This window comes from Allostigmatella hybrida (assembly GCF_020103775.1).
GTDB lineage: Bacteria > Myxococcota > Myxococcia > Myxococcales > Myxococcaceae > Hyalangium > Hyalangium aurantiaca.
Genome location: NZ_JAHXBH010000016.1, coordinates 157645 through 178521, shown reverse-complemented (window position 1 = coordinate 178521; position 20877 = coordinate 157645). Strand labels below are relative to the sequence as shown.

Annotated in this window: 18 protein-coding genes and 2 pseudogenes; 15 read left to right on the top strand and 5 right to left on the bottom strand. The window is 66.6% G+C overall.

Annotated elements, in window-relative coordinates; genetic code table 11:
• The first annotated feature begins 134 nt into the window (after positions 1-134).
• From KY661_RS23280 to istB, 7 genes are all read left to right on the top strand, one after another.
• A complete protein-coding gene (locus tag KY661_RS23280; protein ID WP_225412309.1) occupies positions 135-293 on the top strand; it encodes a hypothetical protein in 159 nt (52 codons plus the stop codon).
• Positions 294-454: 161 nt separating this feature from the next.
• Positions 455-1012, top strand: coding sequence for an RICIN domain-containing protein (locus KY661_RS23275; protein ID WP_225412308.1), 558 nt, complete (start codon positions 455-457; stop codon positions 1010-1012).
• Between the two features lie 64 nt (positions 1013-1076).
• The gene (locus tag KY661_RS37345) at positions 1077-1211 is read left to right on the top strand and encodes a hypothetical protein (protein WP_263437276.1); all 135 of its coding nucleotides are present in this window, start codon (positions 1077-1079) and stop codon (positions 1209-1211) included.
• Positions 1212-1361: 150 nt separating this feature from the next.
• Positions 1362-1487 carry a hypothetical protein gene (locus tag KY661_RS37340; protein WP_263437275.1) on the top strand — a complete coding sequence of 42 codons (126 nt, stop codon included), beginning with the start codon at positions 1362-1364 and terminating at the stop codon, positions 1485-1487.
• A gap of 106 nt (positions 1488-1593) precedes the next feature.
• Positions 1594-2016 (top strand): hypothetical protein, encoded by a 423-nt coding sequence (locus tag KY661_RS23270; RefSeq protein WP_225412307.1) that lies wholly within the window; start codon positions 1594-1596, stop codon positions 2014-2016.
• A gap of 741 nt (positions 2017-2757) precedes the next feature.
• A complete protein-coding gene (gene istA, locus KY661_RS23265) occupies positions 2758-4281 on the top strand; it encodes an IS21 family transposase (protein ID WP_225412306.1) in 1524 nt (507 codons plus the stop codon).
• Positions 4282-4424: 143 nt separating this feature from the next.
• Positions 4425-5183, top strand: a complete 759-nt coding sequence (gene istB, locus KY661_RS23260) for an IS21-like element helper ATPase IstB (RefSeq protein WP_225412305.1) — start codon at positions 4425-4427, stop codon at positions 5181-5183.
• A 691-nt stretch (positions 5184-5874) separates the two neighbouring features.
• Here istB and KY661_RS23255 read toward each other — a convergent pair.
• The 4 genes and pseudogenes from KY661_RS23255 to KY661_RS23240 form a co-directional block, all read right to left on the bottom strand.
• The gene (locus tag KY661_RS23255) at positions 5875-7569 is read right to left on the bottom strand and encodes a choice-of-anchor A family protein (RefSeq protein ID WP_225412304.1); all 1695 of its coding nucleotides are present in this window, start codon (positions 7567-7569) and stop codon (positions 5875-5877) included.
• A gap of 441 nt (positions 7570-8010) precedes the next feature.
• A complete protein-coding gene (locus KY661_RS23250; RefSeq protein ID WP_225412303.1) occupies positions 8011-9744 on the bottom strand; it encodes an AAA family ATPase in 1734 nt (577 codons plus the stop codon).
• Positions 9745-9898: 154 nt separating this feature from the next.
• Positions 9899-10799: pseudogene (locus tag KY661_RS23245) on the bottom strand (IS3 family transposase); the annotation flags it as partial.
• A gap of 17 nt (positions 10800-10816) precedes the next feature.
• Positions 10817-11044 (bottom strand): annotated as a pseudogene (locus tag KY661_RS23240) (IS30 family transposase); the annotation flags it as partial.
• 258 nt (positions 11045-11302) lie between these two features.
• On the opposite strand from KY661_RS23240, the gene KY661_RS23235 reads away from it, so the two are divergent.
• From KY661_RS23235 to KY661_RS23205, 7 genes are all read left to right on the top strand, one after another.
• A complete protein-coding gene (locus KY661_RS23235; protein WP_225412302.1) occupies positions 11303-13381 on the top strand; it encodes a tandem-95 repeat protein in 2079 nt (692 codons plus the stop codon).
• A gap of 116 nt (positions 13382-13497) precedes the next feature.
• The gene (locus KY661_RS23230) at positions 13498-13785 is read left to right on the top strand and encodes a hypothetical protein (protein WP_225412301.1); all 288 of its coding nucleotides are present in this window, start codon (positions 13498-13500) and stop codon (positions 13783-13785) included.
• Between the two features lie 14 nt (positions 13786-13799).
• Positions 13800-15041 carry a DmpA family aminopeptidase gene (locus tag KY661_RS23225; RefSeq protein ID WP_225412300.1) on the top strand — a complete coding sequence of 414 codons (1242 nt, stop codon included), beginning with the start codon at positions 13800-13802 and terminating at the stop codon, positions 15039-15041.
• 45 nt (positions 15042-15086) lie between these two features.
• Complete coding sequence (locus KY661_RS23220; protein WP_281248497.1) at positions 15087-15440, top strand: VOC family protein; 354 nt, start codon at positions 15087-15089, stop codon at positions 15438-15440.
• A 93-nt stretch (positions 15441-15533) separates the two neighbouring features.
• Positions 15534-16226, top strand: coding sequence for an EF-hand domain-containing protein (locus KY661_RS23215; RefSeq protein WP_225412299.1), 693 nt, complete (start codon positions 15534-15536; stop codon positions 16224-16226).
• Between the two features lie 13 nt (positions 16227-16239).
• Positions 16240-17490 carry a flagellin lysine-N-methylase gene (gene fliB, locus KY661_RS23210; protein WP_225412298.1) on the top strand — a complete coding sequence of 417 codons (1251 nt, stop codon included), beginning with the start codon at positions 16240-16242 and terminating at the stop codon, positions 17488-17490.
• A 137-nt stretch (positions 17491-17627) separates the two neighbouring features.
• Positions 17628-19994 carry a GMC family oxidoreductase N-terminal domain-containing protein gene (locus KY661_RS23205; RefSeq protein WP_225412297.1) on the top strand — a complete coding sequence of 789 codons (2367 nt, stop codon included), beginning with the start codon at positions 17628-17630 and terminating at the stop codon, positions 19992-19994.
• Between the two features lie 17 nt (positions 19995-20011).
• Here the strand turns inward: KY661_RS23205 and KY661_RS23200 are convergent, their stop codons facing one another.
• Positions 20012-20200 (bottom strand): hypothetical protein, encoded by a 189-nt coding sequence (locus KY661_RS23200; RefSeq protein WP_225412296.1) that lies wholly within the window; start codon positions 20198-20200, stop codon positions 20012-20014.
• Positions 20201-20283: 83 nt separating this feature from the next.
• On the opposite strand from KY661_RS23200, the gene KY661_RS23195 reads away from it, so the two are divergent.
• A complete protein-coding gene (locus KY661_RS23195) occupies positions 20284-20871 on the top strand; it encodes a SixA phosphatase family protein (RefSeq protein ID WP_225412295.1) in 588 nt (195 codons plus the stop codon).
• Positions 20872-20877 lie beyond the last annotated feature (6 nt).

Sequence of the window (20877 nt, the reverse complement as noted above, 5' to 3'; positions counted from 1 at the left end):
ACCCAGGCGCCTTGTCTCGGGCGCTTCGCCCCCTGAGAACGAAGCACCTCTGAACGAACTTTCTTCCGATGGCTTAGTACGCAACGCTGCGGATCCTCATCCTCTCGAGTCTCGGCTTCGAGGTGGGCGTGCCCGTGCAGGTGCTTCCCGACACCATGCCCGGTGCGCGGTTGCTCGTGGACCTGCACATGGGCCCGGTGGGGGCCGCGTTCAGCTGGGACCACTATCCCCGGCTGCGGGAAGGCCCGAATTCCTTCTCGCGGCTCGCCCTCCTGCTTCAAGCCGGGCTGTAGGCGGCCTGGACCGGTAGCATCGCGCCAACTCAGGAAGACCAGCAATATCAGGGAGTTGGGAAAGTTCGAAAATTCTCTGCATCATTTCCCCCCGTGCCGGCTCATTGCGTACGCGCCCCTCCCATGGGGACTTTCGTGTCTCGGCATAAAGGAACCTCACCATGAAGAAGTCGAAGCTGTTGAAGTTGATGGCCGTGTGCGCCCCCGTGCTCTTCGGTGCCATCTTTGGATTTGCCTCGGATGCGCACGCGCAGTGCGAGTTCCCTGTGACGTCGAGCGCATCAAACCCCCAGCTGTACAAGATCGTCAACGCATACACTGGGAAGGTGATGGACGTAGCCTTCAACTCCACGCAAGCAAGCTACAGGATCCATCAGTGGGAGTATCTGGGCCTGCCGAGCCAGCACTGGTTCCTGCTGACCGATGACTACGGTGGTTATCGAATCGTCAATCTGAACAGCCGCCACTCCATTGAGCCCTACGATTACTCCAGGGGCGCGAAAGTCTGGCAGAACTACACCAAGATGGAGCGCAGGCAGTCCTGGATCCTCTATTGTGAGCCGAATGTGGCTGGGTCGCTCTTCCGTATTTCGAACCTCGTCACCCAGAAGGTTATCGACGTTGAGAATAACTCGACTGGCAATGGCGGGAACATGAACCAGTGGGACTACATCCAGAGCGTTCAAACTCAGTTGTGGAAGTTCGAGCGCGTCAACTGATATCCCCGCGCGCTGCATGAACCCAGGAGTCTCCCTCTCCGCCGATGACACCCGGAACTGGGGATTGGAGACTCCTGGCCCCGGACTGCTGCTGCGCGTGCCCTCCCTGGGCCGCTGGGCGCGGTGGCCCTCGGTGCATCTGGAAGCCGCTCCGGACTACCGCATCCGGTTGCGCGGCGGGGGACAGACGCTGCTCTAGACCCGCATCGATTCCTACTGGGATCGCGCGGTCTTCGTTCGGGGAACGGCCACCGCTCCCCACACCCTGCCGCCGCTGTCCGCACCCGAAGTCCGGGCCGTGGGGGCCTCCCCCGGCTCCGAGGCTTGGTGGGAGGCCTGGAATTGGCGGGTGGCGCGTACGCTCGTGGAGGCGTCCCTGCCCGTGCTTCACTCTGGCCACTGGTGTCTGCGCCCCGTGCGCGCCATCGCGGCGGAGAAGGCGGAGCGGCACCCCATCACTCGCTGGCCGCCGTGACGCGATTCCTGCCCGCGTGGAAGGAGGACTGGTGGGAGCCGCTGCCGGAGCAACGGCCGGGCGCCGTGCTCGGACTGCGCGCGCCCTCCTCCCCGAGGATGGACGTGTGAAGAGCTGGCGAAAGCGCGCGAGGGACGGGACGTTGCCGCCCGTGCTGCTGCTCTTCGTGGACATCCTGGCGAAGTGGGGGGTGCTGGATGGCCATGACCGGCTGCACGCCGCGCTGCTCGAAGGCGTGGAGCCTCCGCTGTTGGGCTTGTGGCCGTTCATTGACCGGCCGCGCCCCTGGAACGCCGTCCGCGAGGAGGGCGCCCTGTTGAGCGCGGAGTTCCAGCTGCGCGCCGGAGCGGCGCCGGAGATCGTCAACCGCATGCTGCTGCGCAACTTCACCCCTGACCCGAGGGGAACCGTCTCACGCGCCTGGCCGCTCCTGGGCGGACGGGAGCACTGGCGCGAGGAGGTTTCCGCCCGGCGCTGCGGGGGCCCGCTTCCGCTCCTGGAGGATACCGACTGGGGCTGGCTCACATAGGCCGCATCGTGGTCTCTGGCTGCGTATAGGCGGAAGAGAGGCGATGAGGAGGGTGAGGGCAGGAGCGGAGGAGCCGAGGAGGGCCGCAGAAGGGGGCCGCCCGAGCCGTGAGCCAAGCGGGTGGAGAAGCCGCGCAGCCGCTTGGAGTACCCGTCGGCCCAGGCGGCCCTGCCATGAGGTGCGCGGCAGGGGCTTGGCACTCTGGGCCCAGGCGGCTTGAGCCTCAACCCCTCGCGGCCTGAGGGGGCTCGCGCGCGCAGGGGCACGTCCAGGGGGGGGGCGCCGCAGCAGCGTCTGGGCCGTCTCGGCGTTGGTGAGGATGGCGGCCAGGGGCTGGTTCAGCTCGTGGGCGATGGAGACCCCCAGCTCGCCCACGGCGGCCACCCGCTCCAGGTGCGCCCGCTCGTCGCGAGCCTGGCGGGCCTCCAGCTCGGCGCGCCTGCGGGGGAGACGTCCACCAGGGACACGACGGCTGCGTGTACCGGGCCAAGGTGAGCACCGATTCCGGGCCAAGCCGAGCAGTGATTCCGGAGCAAGGTGAGCAGGCGTTCCGGGGATGCCGAGCAGGCATTCCTGGCATGTCGAGCACCGATTCCGTGGATGCCGAGCAGGCATTCCGGTGAAGCCGAGCACCCGCGGTGAAGGGGTGGGCGGTCGACAGGAGCGTTGACGGCGCTGGGCAGCAGCAGGCCACTCCGCCCTCCCGATTTGGAGGTGGAGATGGCGGCACCGAGGCTGTCCATGAGGAAGTTGAGAGAGTTGTTCCGGTTGAGGTTCGAGGCAAAGCTGACGACGCGGTCGATTGCGACGAGCCTGGGCATCGGCAATGGCACGGTGTGCGACTACCTGGGGCGAGCGCGGGTGGCGAAGCTGACGTGGCCGCTGCCAGCGGAGCTGGACGATGACGCGGCGCTGACGGCGCTGCTGTTCCCCGAGGAGGCGAAGGCGCAGGCGGAGCGTCCGGAGCCGGACTGGGCGCGGGTGCACGAGGAGCTGAAGAAGAAGGGCGTCACCAAGCTGCTGCTGTGGCAGGAGTACCTGGAGGCGGTGCCGGGCGGCTACCAGTACAGCCGCTTCTGCGAGAGGTACGGGCGATGGCTGGCCACCTCCAGCGTCACCCTGCGCCAGGAGCACCGGGCTGGAGAGAAGTGCTTCGTGGACTTCAGCGGGGACGGGGTGAGGGTGGTGGAGGCCGTCACCGGCGAGGTGCGGGTGGCGAAGCTCTTCGTAGCGGTGCTGGGGGCCAGCAACCTGACGTACGTGGAGCCCGTCTTCGGCGAGGACGTGGCCACGTGGGTGGGCTGCCACGTGCGGGCCTTCGAGTACTTCGGCGGCATCAGCGAGTTGGTGGTGCCCGACAACCTCAAGGCCGGCGTCACCCGGGCGCACCGGTACGAGCCGGACTTGAATCCCACGTACGCGGACCTGGCGCGGCACTACGGCTTCGCGATTCTGCCCGCGCGCCCGCGCCGGCCCCGGGACAAGGCAAAGGTGGAGGTGGGCGTGCTGCTGGCGGAGCGGTGGATTCTGGCGGCGCTGCGCCACCGGCATTTCACGTCGCTTTGCCAGGTGCAGCAGGCGGTGAAGCCGCTGCTGGAGAAGCTCAACTCGCGGCCCATGCGCAAGCTGGGCAAGTCGCGCTGGGAGCTCTTCGAGCAGGTGGAGAAGGCCACGCTGCGGGCCCTGCCGACGCGGCCGTACGAGCTGGCCTTCTGGAAGAAGGCGCGCGTCAACATCGACTACCACGTGGAGCTGGAAGGCCACTGGTACAGCGTGCCGTACACGCTGGTGGGCAAGCTGGTGGAAGTGCGCCACACGGAAGGCTGCGTCGAGGTCTTCCTCGGGGGCCGCCGCGTGGCCAGCCACGTGCGCAGCCTGGAGAAGGGACGCTTCACCACGCAGCCCGAGCACATGCCCGCCTCCCACCGGCAGCACGCCGAGTGGACACCCTCGCGCCTCATCCGCTGGGCCGAAGGCGTGGGCCCTTCGTGCGCGAAGCTGGTGGAGGAGCTGATGACGAAGCGGCCCCATCCCCAGCAGGGCTTCCGCTCGGCGCTGGGCGTGCTGCGTCTGGCCGAGGAGAAGCGTTACGGCAAGCTCCGCGTGGAGAAGGCCTGCGCCCGCGCGCTGCGCCACCGCGCGGTGGGCTACAAGTCCGTGGTCGCCATCCTCCAGCACCGCCTCGAGGATGCCGACGAGAAGACGGCCGAGAAGGACCCGCTGCCCGAACACGAGAACGTGCGCGGCGCCGGCTACTACCACTGACGACACGCGCGGCTTGACGGCCGTGCGCGGACATTTCCCGTCGGTGCTGGCCCAGCGTCTCCCAGCATCGGCGGTGGCCTGCGCGCGCCCTCATGGGCGCGCTCCGGCCGGACACCGAGACCGACGGAAGGGGAAGAGAAGAAATGCTGGTGGACCAGACGCTGGAGAAGCTCAACGCAATGAAGCTGCATGGCATGGCCAACTACCTGCGCGGCTGGGTGGAGAAGCCTGGGGACAAAGGCCTGAGCGCCACGGACCTGGTGGGCCTGCTGGCGGACGCGGAGTGGATGTACCGGGAGAACAAGAAGCTCACCGCCCGGCTCCAGCACGCGAAGCTGCGCCAGCAGGCGTGCCTGGAGGACATTGACTACGCCCACGCCCGGGGCCTGACGAAGCCGCAGGTGCTGGAGCTGTCCACCTCGAAGTGGGTGGCCGACAAGCAGAACGTGCTGCTGACCGGGCCCACCGGCGTGGGCAAGAGCTACCTGGCGTGCGCGCTGGGGCAGAAGGCCTGCCGTGATGGCTACAGCGTCGTGTACCGCCGAGCCTCACGCCTCTTCGACGAGCTGGCCCAGGCTCGCGCGGACGGCACGCACCCGCACGCGCTCAAACGGCTGGCCAAGGCCCAGGTGCTCATCCTCGACGACTTCGGCCTGGAGCCGCTGGGCTCAGCGGAGCGCAAGGAACTGCTCGAAGTCCTGGAGGACCGCTACCACCAGTCATCGACGGTGGTGACCTCCCAACTGGAGCCCAAGGACTGGCACGCCGTCATCGGCGACGCGACGCTGGCCGACGCCATCCTCGACCGGCTCGTCCACAACGCCCACCGCCTCCGGCTCGCCGGAGACTCCATCCGCAAGGCGGACGCGAATTTGACGAAGGCTCGTAAGCAGGTGAAGTGACGAGACGTCCCAGCGTCGCTGACGCTCCGACTGCTCGCCATGGCCGGAACGGCTGCTCGGCTTGAGCTGGAAGGGGTGCTCACCATCGCCGGAATACGCACGACGGCCCCGCCTTCGGGCAACTCCAAGCGCCGGGCACGCAGCTCGAACCAGGTGTGAGGGGTGAGGCCTCGGAACTCCACCACGCCCTCGTTCGAGCGCTCCGCCTCGAGCGTAGCGTATAACCACTCCGCCTTCAACGCAGCCAACGCGCTCGGCCCTTTCCTCGGCGGCCTGGCCATCGCCCAGGGCTACGGCTGGACCTCACCTCGCCGGGCTGGGTGGGCAGCCTGCTGGCACTGGGCGGCCTGGCGCTGTGGGCCGCGTCCGTCGCGGCCGATCGACGACGTACGGTGGCGGCGATGACGGACGAGCCCTGTTGACACTCCTGCTTCATGGGTCAGGGTGACGAAGCCGACGGCTTGAGAGGGTTCTGTCATCTGCCAGTCCTCCCCGGAGTAGGCAAAGCCCCCGTGCAGGAAGAGCACGGCGGAGGTTGCTCCGGCCCTTCCTCGCACTCACCCGCCATGAGCCAATCCGCACTCCGGCTGGAGTCCGGAAGGGAGAGGAGTGGGGGGCTCGCTACCGTGTAGGCGGAGACAGCATCCGCGGGTGCGCGATGAGGCGAGCTCGGGTCATCCCCGAGCTTCGGTTACATGCCGAGGGGAGGGGCCTGACAGAGGGGGATGTCGCGGTCCTGCAACGGATTGATGTGGCCCTCGGCGTTGCCCGTGAACGAGCTGGCGTAGATGCCTCCGTCAAAACTGCCGTCCGTGAAGTGGATATGCGCGGAGGGCGCCAGCACCGTGCCCCAGAAGCCGAAGCCGTGGGCGTTGATGGAGGTGGCATCCACGAAGTTGTAGAGCACCCCGTGCTGATCGATGCCGCCGTTGAACGCATGGCCGAAGCCCGTGAACGTGGCAGAGTCCCCGTGGATGTTGACCACTGCCAGCGAGCCCACAGGCGCGTTGATGGACAGCAGCGCGGCACCCGTGAAGGCGTTGGCGTCGACATCGAAGACGTTCACGTGCGCGTCTGTGCCGCTCAGCGTGATGCCGCCCCAGGACTCGCGCGTCGTCGTGCCGTTGGTCGCCAGGCCTGCGAGCTGACCGGACAGAGCGCGGAGCTGGGCGCCTCGGGCCTCGAAGTTGATGGGCGATCCCTGCGACACGCTGCCTCGGTAGGACGTCACGGTCGAGTTCGCGCTGTAGCTGCCGCCATACCAGGCATCACCCCAGAGGGCGCCACGCGAGAGGCTCAGGTTGCCGCCTGCCACCAGCGTGTTTGCGATGTGGGTGTCCGGCAACCCCGAGCCCACCGCGAAGTCCGTCATGCTGATGTTGCCCGCCGCCGCCACCTTGCCCACCACGTCGTGGCCGTCGCTGTAATCCCCAAGCAGGAAGAGGTTGTAGTCGCTCAGGCGCACCGAGATGGTGCTCCCCGAGCTGTCGTGGGTGCAGGTGCCGTTGCCCGCGCCGTGGCAGACGTCCAGCGTGCATGTGTTGCCGTCGTTGCAGTCCGCGTCGACGTGGCAGCCGGGATCGCAGACGTCGCCGATGCCGTCGTGGTCGGCGTCGACCTGATCCGAATTGGACTGGCAGCGGCAGTTGTCGAGCGTATCTGGGATGCCGTCGTTGTCGCAGTCGGCGATCTTGTCGGTGTCGAGCAGCGCGTAGTCAAAGGCGAGGTAGGGCTCGTTGGGCGCGATGATGGTGATGACCACCTTCCCGTCCGTCATGGAGGACCACGGTACCGTGGCGTAGGCCCGCTGGACGAGGCCGTCCTGGTTGTTGCCCTGGACGGTGAGCGGGACCACCGTGCCGTCGATCTTGATGCTGGCGGGGGTGACGTCGTAGTCGCCGAAGACCAGATTGATGAAGTGGTCCACGCCGTAGTCCGCATCACCGGGGACGGGGAAGTTGAAGGTGAAGGTGAAGGTGGCTCCGTCGGAGGCGCCAGTGAGCGAGAGGGAGTGGTCGGTGAGCTGCGCGCCGTTGGTGGCATTGCGCTCGGTGGTGGAGCGGAAGTCGAAGTCGTCCCCAGCGCCAACGGCCGTGCTGCCGTTCTTGTTCCAGTCAGGCAGGTACTCCCCGGGTTGGATGATGCCGTCGCCGTTGACATCGGCCGGCTTGTTGTGCGGGGCCGTCGAGGCGCGCACGAGCCCACTGGCCGGCGCGATGCCGAACCCGTCGATGTCTCCGATGAGCTTCCTCACCACGGAGGTCTGCGAGAGGTTGCGGCTCATCCCTGCATTGGGATCGGCTGGACTGTCATCCGAGTCCACCGGACTGCAGGCGGAGAACGACAGGAGGACTGCGGCCAGAAAGGGAGCCAGGAGGGAGCGCATGTTGCGCAGGCTATTCTGTGTTTTGCTGTTCTTACAGGGAATTCCGTCTGCCCTCTGAGCCCTGGACGGTGGGCGGCCAGCGCAGAGGCCGTCCGGCCCGTGGACCCGCGCCCCCCATCAATAGTGCGGCTTCTGTCTCATGGGATGATAGTGAGATCGCAGAAGGTCTCGATAGACGTGAGCTGCTCCTATACTTTCGGCCTGCTCTTCGCGGACAGTTCGATGAGATTGATCGAGCCAAAATTCCCTGCTTGAAGTCTATCGTGCGTGATGGTCGCATAGACGATCTGATCGCCAGATCCAGAAACATTTATCAATGAATTCGCGTATAGGCAGAATAGAAGCCATGTGGAGGGTGAGGGCAGGAGCGGAGGTGTCGTGGAGGGCCGCTGACAGGGGAGGGCCGCTGACAGGGGCCGCCCGAGCCGTGAGCCAAGCTTGTCAATAGTACATGCCTTTTCTGTGTGGATTTTGAAGCCATGACGCAACCCTGCGCATAAACGCCCAGACATCGTTCTCGGCAGGTCGCTCATAGCCGGACGCTGCCGGATCTGAACCCATTTTTTCGAAGATCTTGTAAAGCCAGGAGTGCTTCGACTTGGGTGCATTTAAATGTGAGAGCCAGCCTTCCAATTCGCCGACCGGAACTACAAAGATACCGTACCCTTCCAAACTCTCAAAAAAGTCCAGACACGCCCGCGCCTGACTTCCGCTCAAGAGCGAAATGCCGCCAAGGCGCTTCCAGTCAAGGCTGATTTTGTCCAATGAGTCTTGGATTTTTGCCTTTGCGCTTCCCAAGGACTGATGCCAATCATCAGGTATGCCTGCAGCGCTAAGAAGATTAGTGAAATTCTTGCCGCCATCTTTGATGAAGTCCATGTCGACAATAGCTGCAGTTGGGATGCCTAGTTGCCTGAGAGGCCGGACAATCATGTGTGTTGTCTGCTTGTTTTGTGCGAAGAGGAAGCTTGCTCCGGAAACACCAGTTCCGTTTGTGCTTTGCAGTCGATGGTTAATTTCATCGTAGAAGGCGCGATCTGCTTCTGATTCGGTGACAACTGCTCCAGTGTGGAAGAGTGCTGAAAGTACATTGGTTGTCCTAAGAAGTGGATTTCTCATTAGGTTTGTTATTTCTGTGCTTGAGAGATGTTTGGCGGTTGCGATTCCTTCTTGGTAGGTCAGCCGGACAATTTGAATTGAATGCCCAGATTCGATGCATCCCATTAAAAAGTCCGCACTGTGCGTCGAGGCGAAGACATTGGCTTGCTGTTCAGTTGCTAGGCGTGAAAGTTCGACTCCGAGACGTCTAGCAAGTGCTGGATGAAGAAAGGCTTCTGGCTCATCTATGGTGATAATGCGGTGCCGACGGCTCAATAATGCTGCCAGTAATCCGGTGTATGCTTTGACTCCATCGCTCATGTTCATGATGTCGATGGTTTGGCGATAGAAATCTCTTGCTCGTACGCTCAAACTCGACTCCTCCTCTGTGTCGGAAGGAAGCTTTGTTGACATGCGAATGTGGAAGCGTCTCATTTCTGTTGGGTCTATTACGGCATAGAAATTAAATGCTTCGAAAGTTAATTTTCCAAGACGCCTGCGGGATTCTTCGTCCGTGAAAAGAGCTTGGAGTATACTTTTGGGTGAGCCGGAAAGAGGGGCGGTTTTTTTAGATTTTACGAGCGAAAGCCGTGTTTCGCCGTCAAGCATGATGAATGCTGTGGCTAGGAGAATGGACTGAGCGTCGCTTTGGTTCTGTTCAAATTCGAAGAAGCTTTTGTCTAGCCAGCGTCCTTCGCTGAGATCATGGTCTGTGTTGATAAGGGTGTGTTGGGGAGGGGTAAGGAACCTGTTTTCGAACTCGTAACCTCCAAGTGTGATTAGTTCTGCTTTGAGTTTTTGAATGGAAGTCGGCTTTGTGAAATGGATTTCTCTGAGTATTTTTAGTGGTTGTTGTGGTCGTCCTGATTGGTATTGGGAGAGAGGTGTGTAGTGGAGCGCTATTGTTGTTCGTAAGAGCGATGCTGATTGACCAGTGATGGTCGCACCAAGCTCACGCAGAAGCAGGCTTTTCCCTGAGTTGTTGGGCCCGATAAAGACCGTTATGGGCCCAGGCTTAATCTGGAGCGGTGCTGAGTCGGGGGAATCTCCGATGTGGAGGTCTAAAGACTCGATCATGTTTCAATACTCCATTCGTTTTGAATGATTTGCATGAATGGATAGGGTTTCTAAATCTATCCAGAGCGGAACGCAACCGATGCGCTGCGCGCCAACCGTCCGGGGGACCCCGACAGAAGCGAGTGAGATTGCCCCGGCTCAGTGGACAGTGGGACTACGCTGCCAACTCAATAGGTAGGACGGAGCGCTCATACTCCACCGGGCTCAAGTAGCCTAGAGAAGAGTGGCGACGCTTCCGGTTGTAGAAGACCTCGATGTACTCGAACAGAGCGGCTGAGGCCTGCTCGCGCGTGGCGAAGGTGGCCTCATGAACCAGCTCCATCTTCAGGCTGCTGAAGAAGCTCTCCACCACGGCGTTGTCCCAGCAGTTGCCCTTGCGGCTCATGCTGCAGCGGATACCCCGCTGCTCCAGGGCTCGTTGGTAGTCGGCGCTGGCGTACTGGGCTGCCTCGATCCGAGTGGTGCAGCAGACCTCGAGGCGGTTTGCGGCTCTTGAGGGCCATGTCGAGCGCGCCCAGCACCAGCTGCCTGTCAATGGTGGGCCCCATGGCCCAGCCGACCACTTGGCGCGAGAACAAGTCCAACACCACGGCCAGGTAGAGCCAGCCCTGCTTCGTTGCCACATAGGTGATGTCCGTGGCCCAGGTGCAGTTGGGCTGGCTGGGGGAGAAGCGTCGCGCCAGGAGGTTGTCGGCCACCGGCTGGCGATGGGCTGAGTCTGTGGTCCTCACGAAACGCCGCCTCCTGCGGGCGGCAAGGCCTTGCTGGCGCATCAGCCGCGCCACACGCTTGCGAGCCACGTGTCGGCCTCGTGCTCGCAGCTCCGCATGCACCCGCGGGCTGCCGTACCGGCCTCGGCTCTCCTGGTGCACGGCCGCCACCTCGAGGCCCAGCTCCCGGTCGCTCTGGCTCCGGGCAGACTCGGCTCTCCTGACCCAGGCGTAGTAGCCACTGCGCGACACGCCCAGGTGCTCGCAGAGCGCTGCCACCGCAAAGCAGGCCTTCTTCGCGTGGATGAAGCTGAACTTCACTTCATCTCCTTCGCGAAGAAGGCCGCGGTGCACTCAATCGGTCAACGCAACGCTTGCTGTAGCTTGGCCGCAGGCGTCGTGAAGCCCAGGGTCTTCCGTGGGCGTTGGTTGAGCCGGAGGGCCACCGCGTCCAGCTGCCGCTGAGAGAAGGCCGAAACGTCCGTTCCATCCGGGAAGTACTGCCGAAGAAGCCGGTTGGTGTTCTCGTTCGTTCCTCGCTGCCAGGGCTTCTGCGGCTGGCAGAAGTAGATGGCGAAGTCGGTCGCTATCGCGAGTTCCCGGCGCTTCCTCCGGGGCTTCTTCAGCTTCTCTTCGTTCTCGGACATTCCCGTGCTCCTTCACCACATCTCGGGTGTCCACGGAACTGGGGCAGTCTCATTCAGGGCTGAGTCCTTATCGAATGCCTTCGGCCGTGCCATGACTTTCAGATCCAATGAATCTTCCGGCAAAGGTCCGGCAATCGCCTAGAGTCTGCCGCTGTTGGAGCAAGCCCCACTCTTCGCAACTCCGCAGGGGCTGGAGTCACCATGACGACGAAGTACCCGCTGTTGCTTGTTCTCGCGATGGCCGCCGCTTGCGGAGATCACCCGAAGCCCAATCTTCCTCCCACGGTGGCGGACGTCAGTGTCTCCACCGCCGAGAACACTCCGGTGGCGATCACCGTCTCGCCGGAGGATGCGAACGGCGACGCGCTCGAAGTCACGTTCGAGCCCCCCATCCATGGAACACTGACGGGCACGGGGCCCTCGGTGACGTACACGCCCAAGGCGAACTTCACCGGGGAAGAGACCTTCCAGGTCTCGGTCTCCGACGGTCAGGCGACGGCGATGGCCACCATCAAGGTCACGGTCCAACCGGTGAATGACGGCCCGGTGGCGGGCAACGACATGGCGGCGACGGACGAGGACGTGCCGCTGACGCTGGCAGCCAGCACCCTGCTGGCCAACGACACCGACGCAGAGGGGCAACCGCTGACGATCAGCGCCGTGCAAAACCCGAGCAATGGCATGGCCACGCTCTCCGGGACGGACATCACCTTCAGCCCCAACGCGAACTTCAACGGCGTGGCGGCCTTCGAGTACGTCCTGACGGACGGGCAGTCCACCAGCACCGGTCTGGTCACTGTGACGGTGAACCCGGTCAATGACGCGCCCGTGGCCACCCAGGTCACGGTGACGGCGCTCCAAAACACCGTCGCCGCCATCACCCTGATGGCCACGGACGTGGAGGGGGATGCGCTCACCTTTACCGTCGCCACCTCCCCCGCGCATGGAACGCTGTCCGGGACGGGCGCCAACCTGACCTTCACCCCAGCAGCGAACTTCACGGGGCAGGACAGCTTCACCTTCACGGCCAGCGACGGCTCGCTCACCTCCCATCCCGCTACGGTCAACATCTCCGTCAACGCTCCCCCCATTTGCGGCGACGGCCACGTTGATCCGGGCGAAGTGTGTGATGACGGAAACCGCACCGCGGGGGATGGCTGCCGTGCGGACTGCCGCGGCCTGGAGGTGTGTGGCGATGGACGGGTGGACAGCAGCACGGGTGAGCAGTGCGATGATGGCGGCACGGTCCCCGGAGACGGCTGCGATGCCTCGTGCCAGTTGGATTCCTTCTCCAACGTCCCGCCGACGCTCATCAGCGGGGCCTTGAGCTGCACCACGAACGCCTCGAACACGGGGCGCAAGGCGGCTGTGGACGCGCTGGGCCGCTTCTTCGTGGTGATGAACTGCGGGGGCACCGGCCATGTCAGCGTGAGCCTGGACCGCGGCCAGACCTGGGTGGGCCCCACCTCCCTCGGCATCACCGGCGTGACGGAGATCGCGATTGAAGGGGGCCCCACGGGAACCGCCTACGTGGTGGCCCTTGCCTCCCCGGGCAGGCTGATTTTCACCCGGACCGTTGACGCGGGTGCTACCTGGGAGCCCCCGCGAGAGCTCTCCAATGTGGTCGAGGCCGAGGCGAGCGTGGACTCCCTGGGCGACGCCGTCTACATCTCCGTCTCGATGGGCGGTGGTGGGCTGCGCGTCCTCCGGAATTCCTCGCGAGGCGGGGGGGCATTCAGCGTCACGGAGCTGACCCAGAGCAATGCCTTCCACGAGATCATCGTGGACAAGATCAGCGGAGACCTGTTGTCGGTGAGTGACAGCCCGGCGTTCCACATCCGCCGCAGCAGCGACGGGGGCGCCAGCTTCGGCGCCGAGAGCGCACCGCCCGGGCAGGCCTTCTTCTCGGACTGGACGGGCTCGAACGGCTTCATCTACGCGGTAGGAACCAATGGGGACGACAACGTCGACGTCATCCCCGTGTCGGCCCCTGGGACGAGCCGCCAGGTGCCCGGCCTGCCCACGAGCGTTGGCGCCGGCCAGCTCCGCAGCATCGACTCCGATGCGCTCGGTAACGGCTATGTCATCACGCAACTGAACACGGGCAGCATTCAGCTGAACAGGATGCTCTTCGAGGCCACCTCGGTGGCCGCGGCGGACGCCCGGGTCATCATCGATACGGGCACCTTCCCGGCGGTCGCGGCGCTTCCTTCGAATACCGGCGCCCTCGTGGCTTACACCAGTGGCACCAGCGTCTACGGCTCGGTCGTCGTGTATTGAGTGCGCACTGGACCTGGGTCCTTCGCTCGAGGACTCCAGGCCGCTGGAAGGGCGCGTGACAGGGAGAACGGCCTTCGTGAGTGGTGCTGCCCGCCGGCTGGCGGTACCCTCACGTCATGCGACCCCTTCCGTATTCCATCAACGTCACCTTGGACGGGTGCTGCGATCATCGTGCAATTCCCGCGGACGAAGACTTGCATCGCCACGCGATCGAGAACTTCGAGCGGGCCGATGCCCTCCTCTCGAGCACCCTGGACCGGGTCGATTGGAACGCCGAGCTCGTGCGCGGGGAGCTGGGGAAGGCTGTTCAACAGCTCGAGAGGGAGCCGGGGAAGGGACTGTTCGTGAGCCGGCGGGAGTTCGCCTCGGGGGCGGTGGCCATGCGGTATGAGCCGGGAAGATAGGACAGAGACAGACCATGCCATGTTCGCTCCGCGCCTTGCTCTTCGCCGTCCTGCTCGTGTCCTGGGTTCTGCCGCGGACAGGAGCGGCTCAGCCCGCCTCCACCCGGCCCCGGGCCCGGGAGCTGGGGATTCCCTTCGGAGGGCAGCCGGGGCCGCTGGATGCCATCACGGACGTGGCGGGCGTGGAGGTGGGCCACACCACGCTCATCTCGGGGCAAGGCCGGCTCGTGAAGGGCAAGGGGCCGGTGCGCACCGGCGTCACCGCCGTGTGGCCGCGCGGCAAGGCCTCGGACGCGCCCACCTTCGCCGCCATCTACGCGCTCAATGGCAACGGCGAGATGACGGGCAGCCACTGGGTGAACGAGTCGGGGCTGCTCTCCGGGCCGGTGACCCTCACCAACACCTTCAGCGTGGGCACGGTGCACCAGGCGGTGATTGCGTGGGCCTCGAAGCGGGGCAAGGCCTTCGACTTCAGCCTGCCGGTGGTGGCGGAGACCTACGACGGCGTCCTCAATGACATCGAGGGCTTTCACGTCAAGCCGGAGCATGTCTTCCGCGCGCTCGACGGCGCCCGCGGAGGCCCGGTCGCCGAGGGCTCGGTGGGGGGCGGCACGGGGATGATTTGCCACGGCTTCAAGGGCGGGATTGGCACCGCCTCGCGCAAGCTGCCCGAGGCGCAAGGGGGCTACACGGTGGGCGTGCTGGTCCAGTGCAACTACGGCCTGCGCAAGCCGTTCTCGGTGGCGGGGGTGCCGGTGGGGGAGGAGATTCCGGACCTTCAGGCGTGCCACACGGGCGGCCAGGCCCCCTCCAATCCCTTCATCTCCGGCATGGCCGCGTGCCCGAAGAAGGAGGCCTCCCGGCAGGAGGCCTTCCACGAGGACCTGGGGTCCATCATCGTCATCGTCGCCACGGACGCGCCCCTGCTTCCCCATCAGCTCGGGCGGGTGGCCCGGCGCGTGCCGCTGGGCATCGGGAAGATGGGCGGCTTTGGCGCGGACCCCTCGGGCGACATCTTCCTGGCCTTCTCGACCCAGGGCACGCGCCCGTCCGCGCAGGGCGCGGTCTCCACCGTGGGCATGCTGGAGAACGAGCGGCTCACCCCCCTGTTCGAGGCCACGGTGCAGGCCACCCAGGAGGCCATCCTCAACGCGCTGCTCGCCGCGGACACCCTGACCGGGGCGGATGGCGTCCGGGTCTTCGCCTTGCCGCAGGACCGGCTCATGGAGGCGATGAAGAAATACGGCCGCAAGTAGCCCGGAGCGCCATGCTACAGACGCCCCATGGAGAACGAGGGCGCGGTGTCATCTTTCATGAAGGTGCTCGTGTCGGACGGCGAGCGCTCGGCGCGGTTCTACGAGGGGCTCGGCTTCGAGCGCGTCCAGTCGGAGCCGCCCTTCCTGCACCTGAAGTGGCGGGGCACGGCGGATGTGTACCTGGTCTCCATGCCCTCCGGCGTGGGGATGGAGGCCCGGCGCGGGGTGGGGGTGTTGCTGGGGTTCCGCACCGGCGAGGGCGGGGTGGACGCGGTGGCGGCCCGGGCGGCCCAGGAAGGCGTGAGCTTCGACGGGCCCACCCTCCAGCCGTGGCACACGCGGGAGATCGTCATCACGGATCCCGATGGGTACCGGCTGAACTTCATCGAGCCCGCCTGAGACACTTGGCACTCCAAGGAAAAGATCGCGCGAGCCTCTGCCCCCGGAAGTGCCGTGAAGCTACGATGCGCCCCACCTCAGGGAGGACGCACCATGGCGAAGAAGAAGCCAGGCAAGAAGGCCACCGCGAAGCAACCGGCGAAGCGTCAGTCCACCGCGAAGAAGCCGGCCCGTAAGGCTGCGGCGAAGCCCACGCGCAAGGCGGCGGCAAAGAAGTCTGCCCCCAAGGCGGCGGCGAAGAAGACCGCGGCGAAGAAGACCGCGGCGAAGAAGGCCACGGTGAAGAAGGCCGCGCCGAAGAAGACCGCGCCGAAGCCCGCGAGCAAGGCGGCGGCGAAGAAGACCGCCCGGAAGGCCGCGGCGAAGTCCCCGGCCCGGGCCGCGCCCAAGCCGGCGGCTCCGAAGGCCCGCAAGCCCGCGCCCCGCAAGAAGGCGGCGGCGATTCCCGAGAGCTACGAGCCCGAGGCTCAGGAGGGTGAGGAGGAAACAGGAGAGGAGGCGGAGCAGGTCGTCGAGACCACGTCGGCCGGCCTCCAGCCCCTGGCCCCCGAGCACGCGGCCGTGGATGACCTGACCAGCACCGGCAACGAGCTGCTCGACATCTTCCAGAAGTACGACCGCAACCGGACCGGCTTCATCGAGGCCCCCGAGTTCGCGCGGCTGCTGGAGGCGCTCGGCCAGAACATCACCGAGGAGGACCTGCAGATCGCCTTCGACATCATCGACATCGATCGCAGCGGGAAGATCTCCTGGAAGCAGTTCAAGAACTGGTGGACCAGCCGCTGAGCGGGGCCCCATCTTGACGCCCCCCGCCACCACGCTGCGCTTCATGACGCGCTTTCGCTGCATCGCGGAGCGCTGCGAGGACACGTGCTGTGGGGGGCTCCGGGTGGGGGTGAGCGAGGCGAGCGTGGAGCGGATCCACGCGACGCTGCGGGCGGCAGGCACGGCGGAGCCCGCCGGGGGCTTCAGCATCGCCTTTCCGGAAGGCGGGCCCTCGGAGCGGACCCTCCTGCGGATGCGGCCGGATGGGCATTGCGTCTTCTTCGATGCCGAGCGGCGCTGCTCGCTCCACCGCTCCCATGGGGAGGCGGTGCTGCCGGACATCTGCTCCACCTTTCCGCGCACCCTCTGGAAGCACGAGGACCGGCTGGAGGTCTCCGGCTCCCTGGCATGCCCGGAGGTGGTCCGCCTGTTGCTCCTGGCCGAGGACGCGGTGGAGCCGGTGCCCGTGCCCCCCAGCCTGGTGGCCCGTCCCGAGGCGGCGCGGCCCGCCCCCGGCCTGCCGGGAGACCTCTACGTGCTCCATGCCGAGGCGGTCCGGGACGCGCTCCGGGAGCGCCTGCTCGCGCCGGGCGCCCCGTTGTCCTCGCGGCTCTCGGGCCTGGCCCACTGGGCCTTCCAGCTGGATGAGCAGTTCCGGGGACCGGCACCGCTTCCGGGCGGAGAGGCGGAAGCAGGCGCCTTGCTGAAGGCCGCGCTCCGGTCCGAGGGCCCGGCACAGGGCCCCCAGGTGCCGCTGGCCGCGTGGGAGGAGGGGGGACCTCGCGCCCTGCGGCTGCTCTCCCAATTGAAGGACCTGAGTGGGGTGACGCGCAGCGAGCGCTTCGCCCGGTTCGTTCATGGCGCACGGACCGCGCTGGGCGTGACGGGGGACGGAGAACAGGAGCGCGCCGGCGTGTGGCGCCTCTATGCCGCGCGGCGGGAGGGGCTGGAGGCGCGCCATGGCGCCCGGCTCGAGCAGTACTTCCGCCACTACCTGGCGAACTACCTGCTGCGCTACCCGCACACCGAGGCGTTCGGCTTGCTCGCGTACGTGCACCGCCTGACCGTGCGGCTGGCGCTGTTGCGGCTGACGCTGGTGGCCCATCCGGACCTCTCGGCCCAGTCCTCCCAGGAGGCGCTGGACGGCGCGGCGGTGGAGTGCTTCCAGCTCCTCTCGCGCAACGTGGACCTGGCGCCGGACTTCCTGGCGCTCCCCCAGGAGCAGGTGGCAGGCGGCCGGACGCGCTGCCGGGAGGAGACGCTCGCCTGGGCCCGCTTCTCCTGAGCGGTCCGGTCAGCAGCCAGGCAGCCGCTTGCTCCCCTCCACGCCTTCCAGAGGAACTGCTAATAGTTCTTGGGTGAACGAATTCCACCCAGACCGGACTCGGAGCAGGATGGGGCCGATGAGTGGAGGCATGGAAGATGCGTCAGCTGTCCTCTTCGGTTGAGAGACTGGGCGAACACTGGCCCGTGGTGATTGTGGGCTCGGGCTACGGCGGCGCCATTGCCGCTTCGCGGTTGGCCCGTGCGGGGCAGAAGGTCTGCGTCCTGGAGCGGGGCAAGGAGCGCATGCCGGGAGAGTTCCCCCGGACCAGTGGCCAGTTGTTGAAGGACGTGCAGATGTCCGGGCCGGGCGGGGACTTGCTGGGCAAGCTCCGGCTCGGCTCACCCACGGGGCTGCTCTCGCTGCACCTGCTGGGGGACGTGGCCGTGCTCACCGGGTGCGGCCTGGGCGGCACCTCGCTCATCAACGCCAGCGTGGCCCTGCGGCCCGACCCGCGCGTCCTCAAGGAGGAGAGCTGGCCGGAGGCGTTCCGCGCGGACGTCGAGGGCCGGCTCGCGGATGGGTACTCCCACGTGGAGCGGATGCTCGGCGTTCAGCCGTACCCCGCCTCCCGCCCCACGCCTCGCAAGCTGGAGATCCTGGAGCAGTCCGCCCAGGCCGTGGGGGGACGCTTCTTCCGCCCGCCGCTGAGCATCCACTTCGAGGCGGGGCTCAACGCGGCCGGGATTCGCCAGGGGGGCTGCACGCTCTGCGGCGACTGCGCCACCGGCTGCAACGTGGGCGCCAAGAACACCACGCAGATGAACTACCTGCCGGACGCCCAGCGCCATGGCGCGGAGTTGTTCACCCACGTGGCGGTGCACCACCTGGCGCGCCACGAGGGCCACTGGCGCGTGTACTACCGGCTGGTGGGCATGGGGCGCGAGGTGTTCGACGCGCCGCTCCAGTTCCTCACCACGGACCGGGTCATCCTCTCGGCGGGCACCCTGGGCAGCACGGAGATCCTCCTGCGCTCGCGCGCCGCGGGGCTGCCCCTGTCGCGGGAGCTGGGCCGGCACTTCTCCGGCAACGGCGACCTGATGGGGTTCGGGTACAACCTGGACGTGCCCGTCAACGGCGTGGGCTACGGCGAGGAGCCCGTGGAGGGCCGGGGCCCGGTGGGGCCCTCCATCACCGGCGTCATCGAGATGAAGGATCCGGACTCGGTGGAGCGCGGCATGGTGCTGGAGGAGGGCGCGGTCCCCGCGGCGCTGGGCGGCTATCTGCCCGCGCTCTTCGCGGCGGTGGCGCCCCTCATGGGCGAGGACACCGACGAGGGCTTCGTGGACGGGGTGAAGGAGAACGTCCGGGTGGTGGAGGGGCTGGTGCGCGGGCCCTACCACGGGGCGCTCCACCACACCCAGACGCTCTTCGTCATGTCCCATGACTCGGGCAGCGGCGAGCTGCGGCTGGATGGCGACAGCCTGCGCGCCGTCTGGCCGGGCGTGGGACGGCAGGAGAACTTCCTCCGGGCGGACCAGAAGATGCGCAAGGCCACCGAGGTGTTCGGCGGCACCTACGTGCGCAACCCCGTGGGCGCCCGGTGGCTGGACAACTCCATCCTCATCACGCACCCCCTGGGCGGGTGCGCCATGGGGGAGGACGCGCAGGGCGGCGTGGTGGACCACGAGGGCCGCGTCTTCGCGGGGGAGTCCGGCACGGAGGTTCACGAGGGGCTCTACGTCTGTGATGGGGCCGTCATTCCCCGCCCCCTGGGCACCAACCCCTTCCTCACCATCTCCGCGGTGGCCGAGCGCTTCTGCGCCCTGCTGGCGCAGCGCCAGGGCTGGCACATCGACTATTCCTCGCGCCCGGAGCCGCTGCCGCCCCCGCGCGCGCTGCCCGTGGGCCTGCGCTTCACCGAGAGCTTGCAGGGCACCGTCTCCGGCGCGGTGGACGAGGACTACCGCCCGGCCGCGGCGCCGGACCGGGCCGGGGCGACCACCTTCCGCTTCATCATCACCGTGCTGGTGCCGGACGTGAACGCCCTGCTGGAGGACCCGGAGCACGCCACGCGGGTGACGGGGTGTGTGCTGGCGCCGGGGCTCTCCCCCCGGCCGCTGACGGTCACCCACGGACAGCTCCAGGTGCTGGTGCCGGACCCTCAGAAGCCCACGGTGAAGCAGCTCCGCTACCGGATGCAGCTGCTCTGCGAGTCCGGTGCGCGCTTCTACTTCGAGGGGTTCAAGCAGCTGGTGGACGACCCGGGCCTGGACATGTGGGAGGACACCACCACGCTCTTCGTCACCGTGCGGCGCGGCGGGGCCGAGGGGCCCCTGTGCCACAAGGGCGTGCTGCGCATCTCCATTGATGACTTCGCCCGGCAGTGCTCCACCTTCCGGGTGACGAACGCCTCCAACACGCAGGAGCAGCTCTCGGCGGTGGGCCGCTTCGGGCGCTTCTTCCTGGGCGGGCTCTTCGACATCTACTGGAAGCCGTCCGCCCCCGAGGAAGCGCTCGCCTGAGCCGCCCGGGCCCCGGCTCAGGCGTCCCCGCGCGGGACGTTGACCGGGGGCTGGCCCAGGGCCATGCGCTCACGCCCCAGGTGCGCCACGGCCTCCCCGAGCGTGTGCCACACGGAGTGGAGCGCCTCGGGGTCCATGCGCACGGTGGTGGCCCCCAGGTGCATCGAGACACAGCCGCAGTCCTGGCAGAGCTGCACCTGGGCCACCGGGCCCTGTGCAAGAGAGTGATGCCGGCACGTCCGATTCGGGTTTGATGTCATCGTCTCCAGCCTCCGGGCCACGAATCTATATGAAAACGATTCTCATTTTCAATCTCGACGCCTCGAAAACCCGTTCCGGGCTGTTCCTGCATGCGCTCCTGTGGGGGCTCTTGCCGTGGCTCCTGCTGGGCTGTGCCACGCCCCGGGGGGAGTCCCGGCCCCTCCGCGAGACGACGGTGTGGGTGGTGCGCCACGCGGAGAAGACTTCCGCGGAGGCGCAGGATCCTCCGCTGAGCGAGCAGGGACAGGTGCGGGCGGAGGACCTGGCCCGGCGGCTGAAGGGCGAAGGGGTGGAGGTCTTCCTCGTCAGCCCCACGCTGCGCACGCGGGCGACCGCGGAGCCGCTGGCGCGGGCCTCCGGAAAGGAGCTCCTGAGCTACGCGGCCAAGGACTACGCGGGCCTGCGCGAGCGCATCCTGAAGGAGTTCCGGGGCAAGACGGTCCTGGTGGTGGGCCACTCCAACACGGTGCTGGAGATTCTGGAGGCGCTCGGCGCCCCGCGCCCGCTGCCGGCCCTGGCGGACGAGGACTACGACTACCTCTTCCGGGTGTCGCTCCCGGAAGCGGGCGCCGCGACGGTGAAGACCGTTCAGTACGGCGCGGCCCACCGCCAGTAGGGGTGC

What these genes read in the sequence shown, in the direction of transcription:
- KY661_RS23195 (WP_225412295.1), top strand. Translation starts at nt 20,284, where the DNA reads ATGAAAACGATTCTCATTTTCAATCTCGACGCCTCGAAAACCCGTTCC.
- KY661_RS23205 (WP_225412297.1), top strand. Translation starts at nt 17,628, where the DNA reads ATGCGTCAGCTGTCCTCTTCGGTTGAGAGACTGGGCGAACACTGGCCC.
- KY661_RS23255 (WP_225412304.1), bottom strand. Translation starts at nt 7,569, where the DNA reads ATGCGCTCCCTCCTGGCTCCCTTTCTGGCCGCAGTCCTCCTGTCGTTC.
- KY661_RS23250 (WP_225412303.1), bottom strand. Translation starts at nt 9,744, where the DNA reads ATGATCGAGTCTTTAGACCTCCACATCGGAGATTCCCCCGACTCAGCA.
- KY661_RS23225 (WP_225412300.1), top strand. Translation starts at nt 13,800, where the DNA reads ATGCCATGTTCGCTCCGCGCCTTGCTCTTCGCCGTCCTGCTCGTGTCC.
- KY661_RS23275 (WP_225412308.1), top strand. Translation starts at nt 455, where the DNA reads ATGAAGAAGTCGAAGCTGTTGAAGTTGATGGCCGTGTGCGCCCCCGTG.
- KY661_RS23230 (WP_225412301.1), top strand. Translation starts at nt 13,498, where the DNA reads ATGCGACCCCTTCCGTATTCCATCAACGTCACCTTGGACGGGTGCTGC.
- KY661_RS23215 (WP_225412299.1), top strand. Translation starts at nt 15,534, where the DNA reads ATGGCGAAGAAGAAGCCAGGCAAGAAGGCCACCGCGAAGCAACCGGCG.
- istA (WP_225412306.1), top strand. Translation starts at nt 2,758, where the DNA reads ATGAGGAAGTTGAGAGAGTTGTTCCGGTTGAGGTTCGAGGCAAAGCTG.
- KY661_RS23235 (WP_225412302.1), top strand. Translation starts at nt 11,303, where the DNA reads ATGACGACGAAGTACCCGCTGTTGCTTGTTCTCGCGATGGCCGCCGCT.
- istB (WP_225412305.1), top strand. Translation starts at nt 4,425, where the DNA reads ATGCTGGTGGACCAGACGCTGGAGAAGCTCAACGCAATGAAGCTGCAT.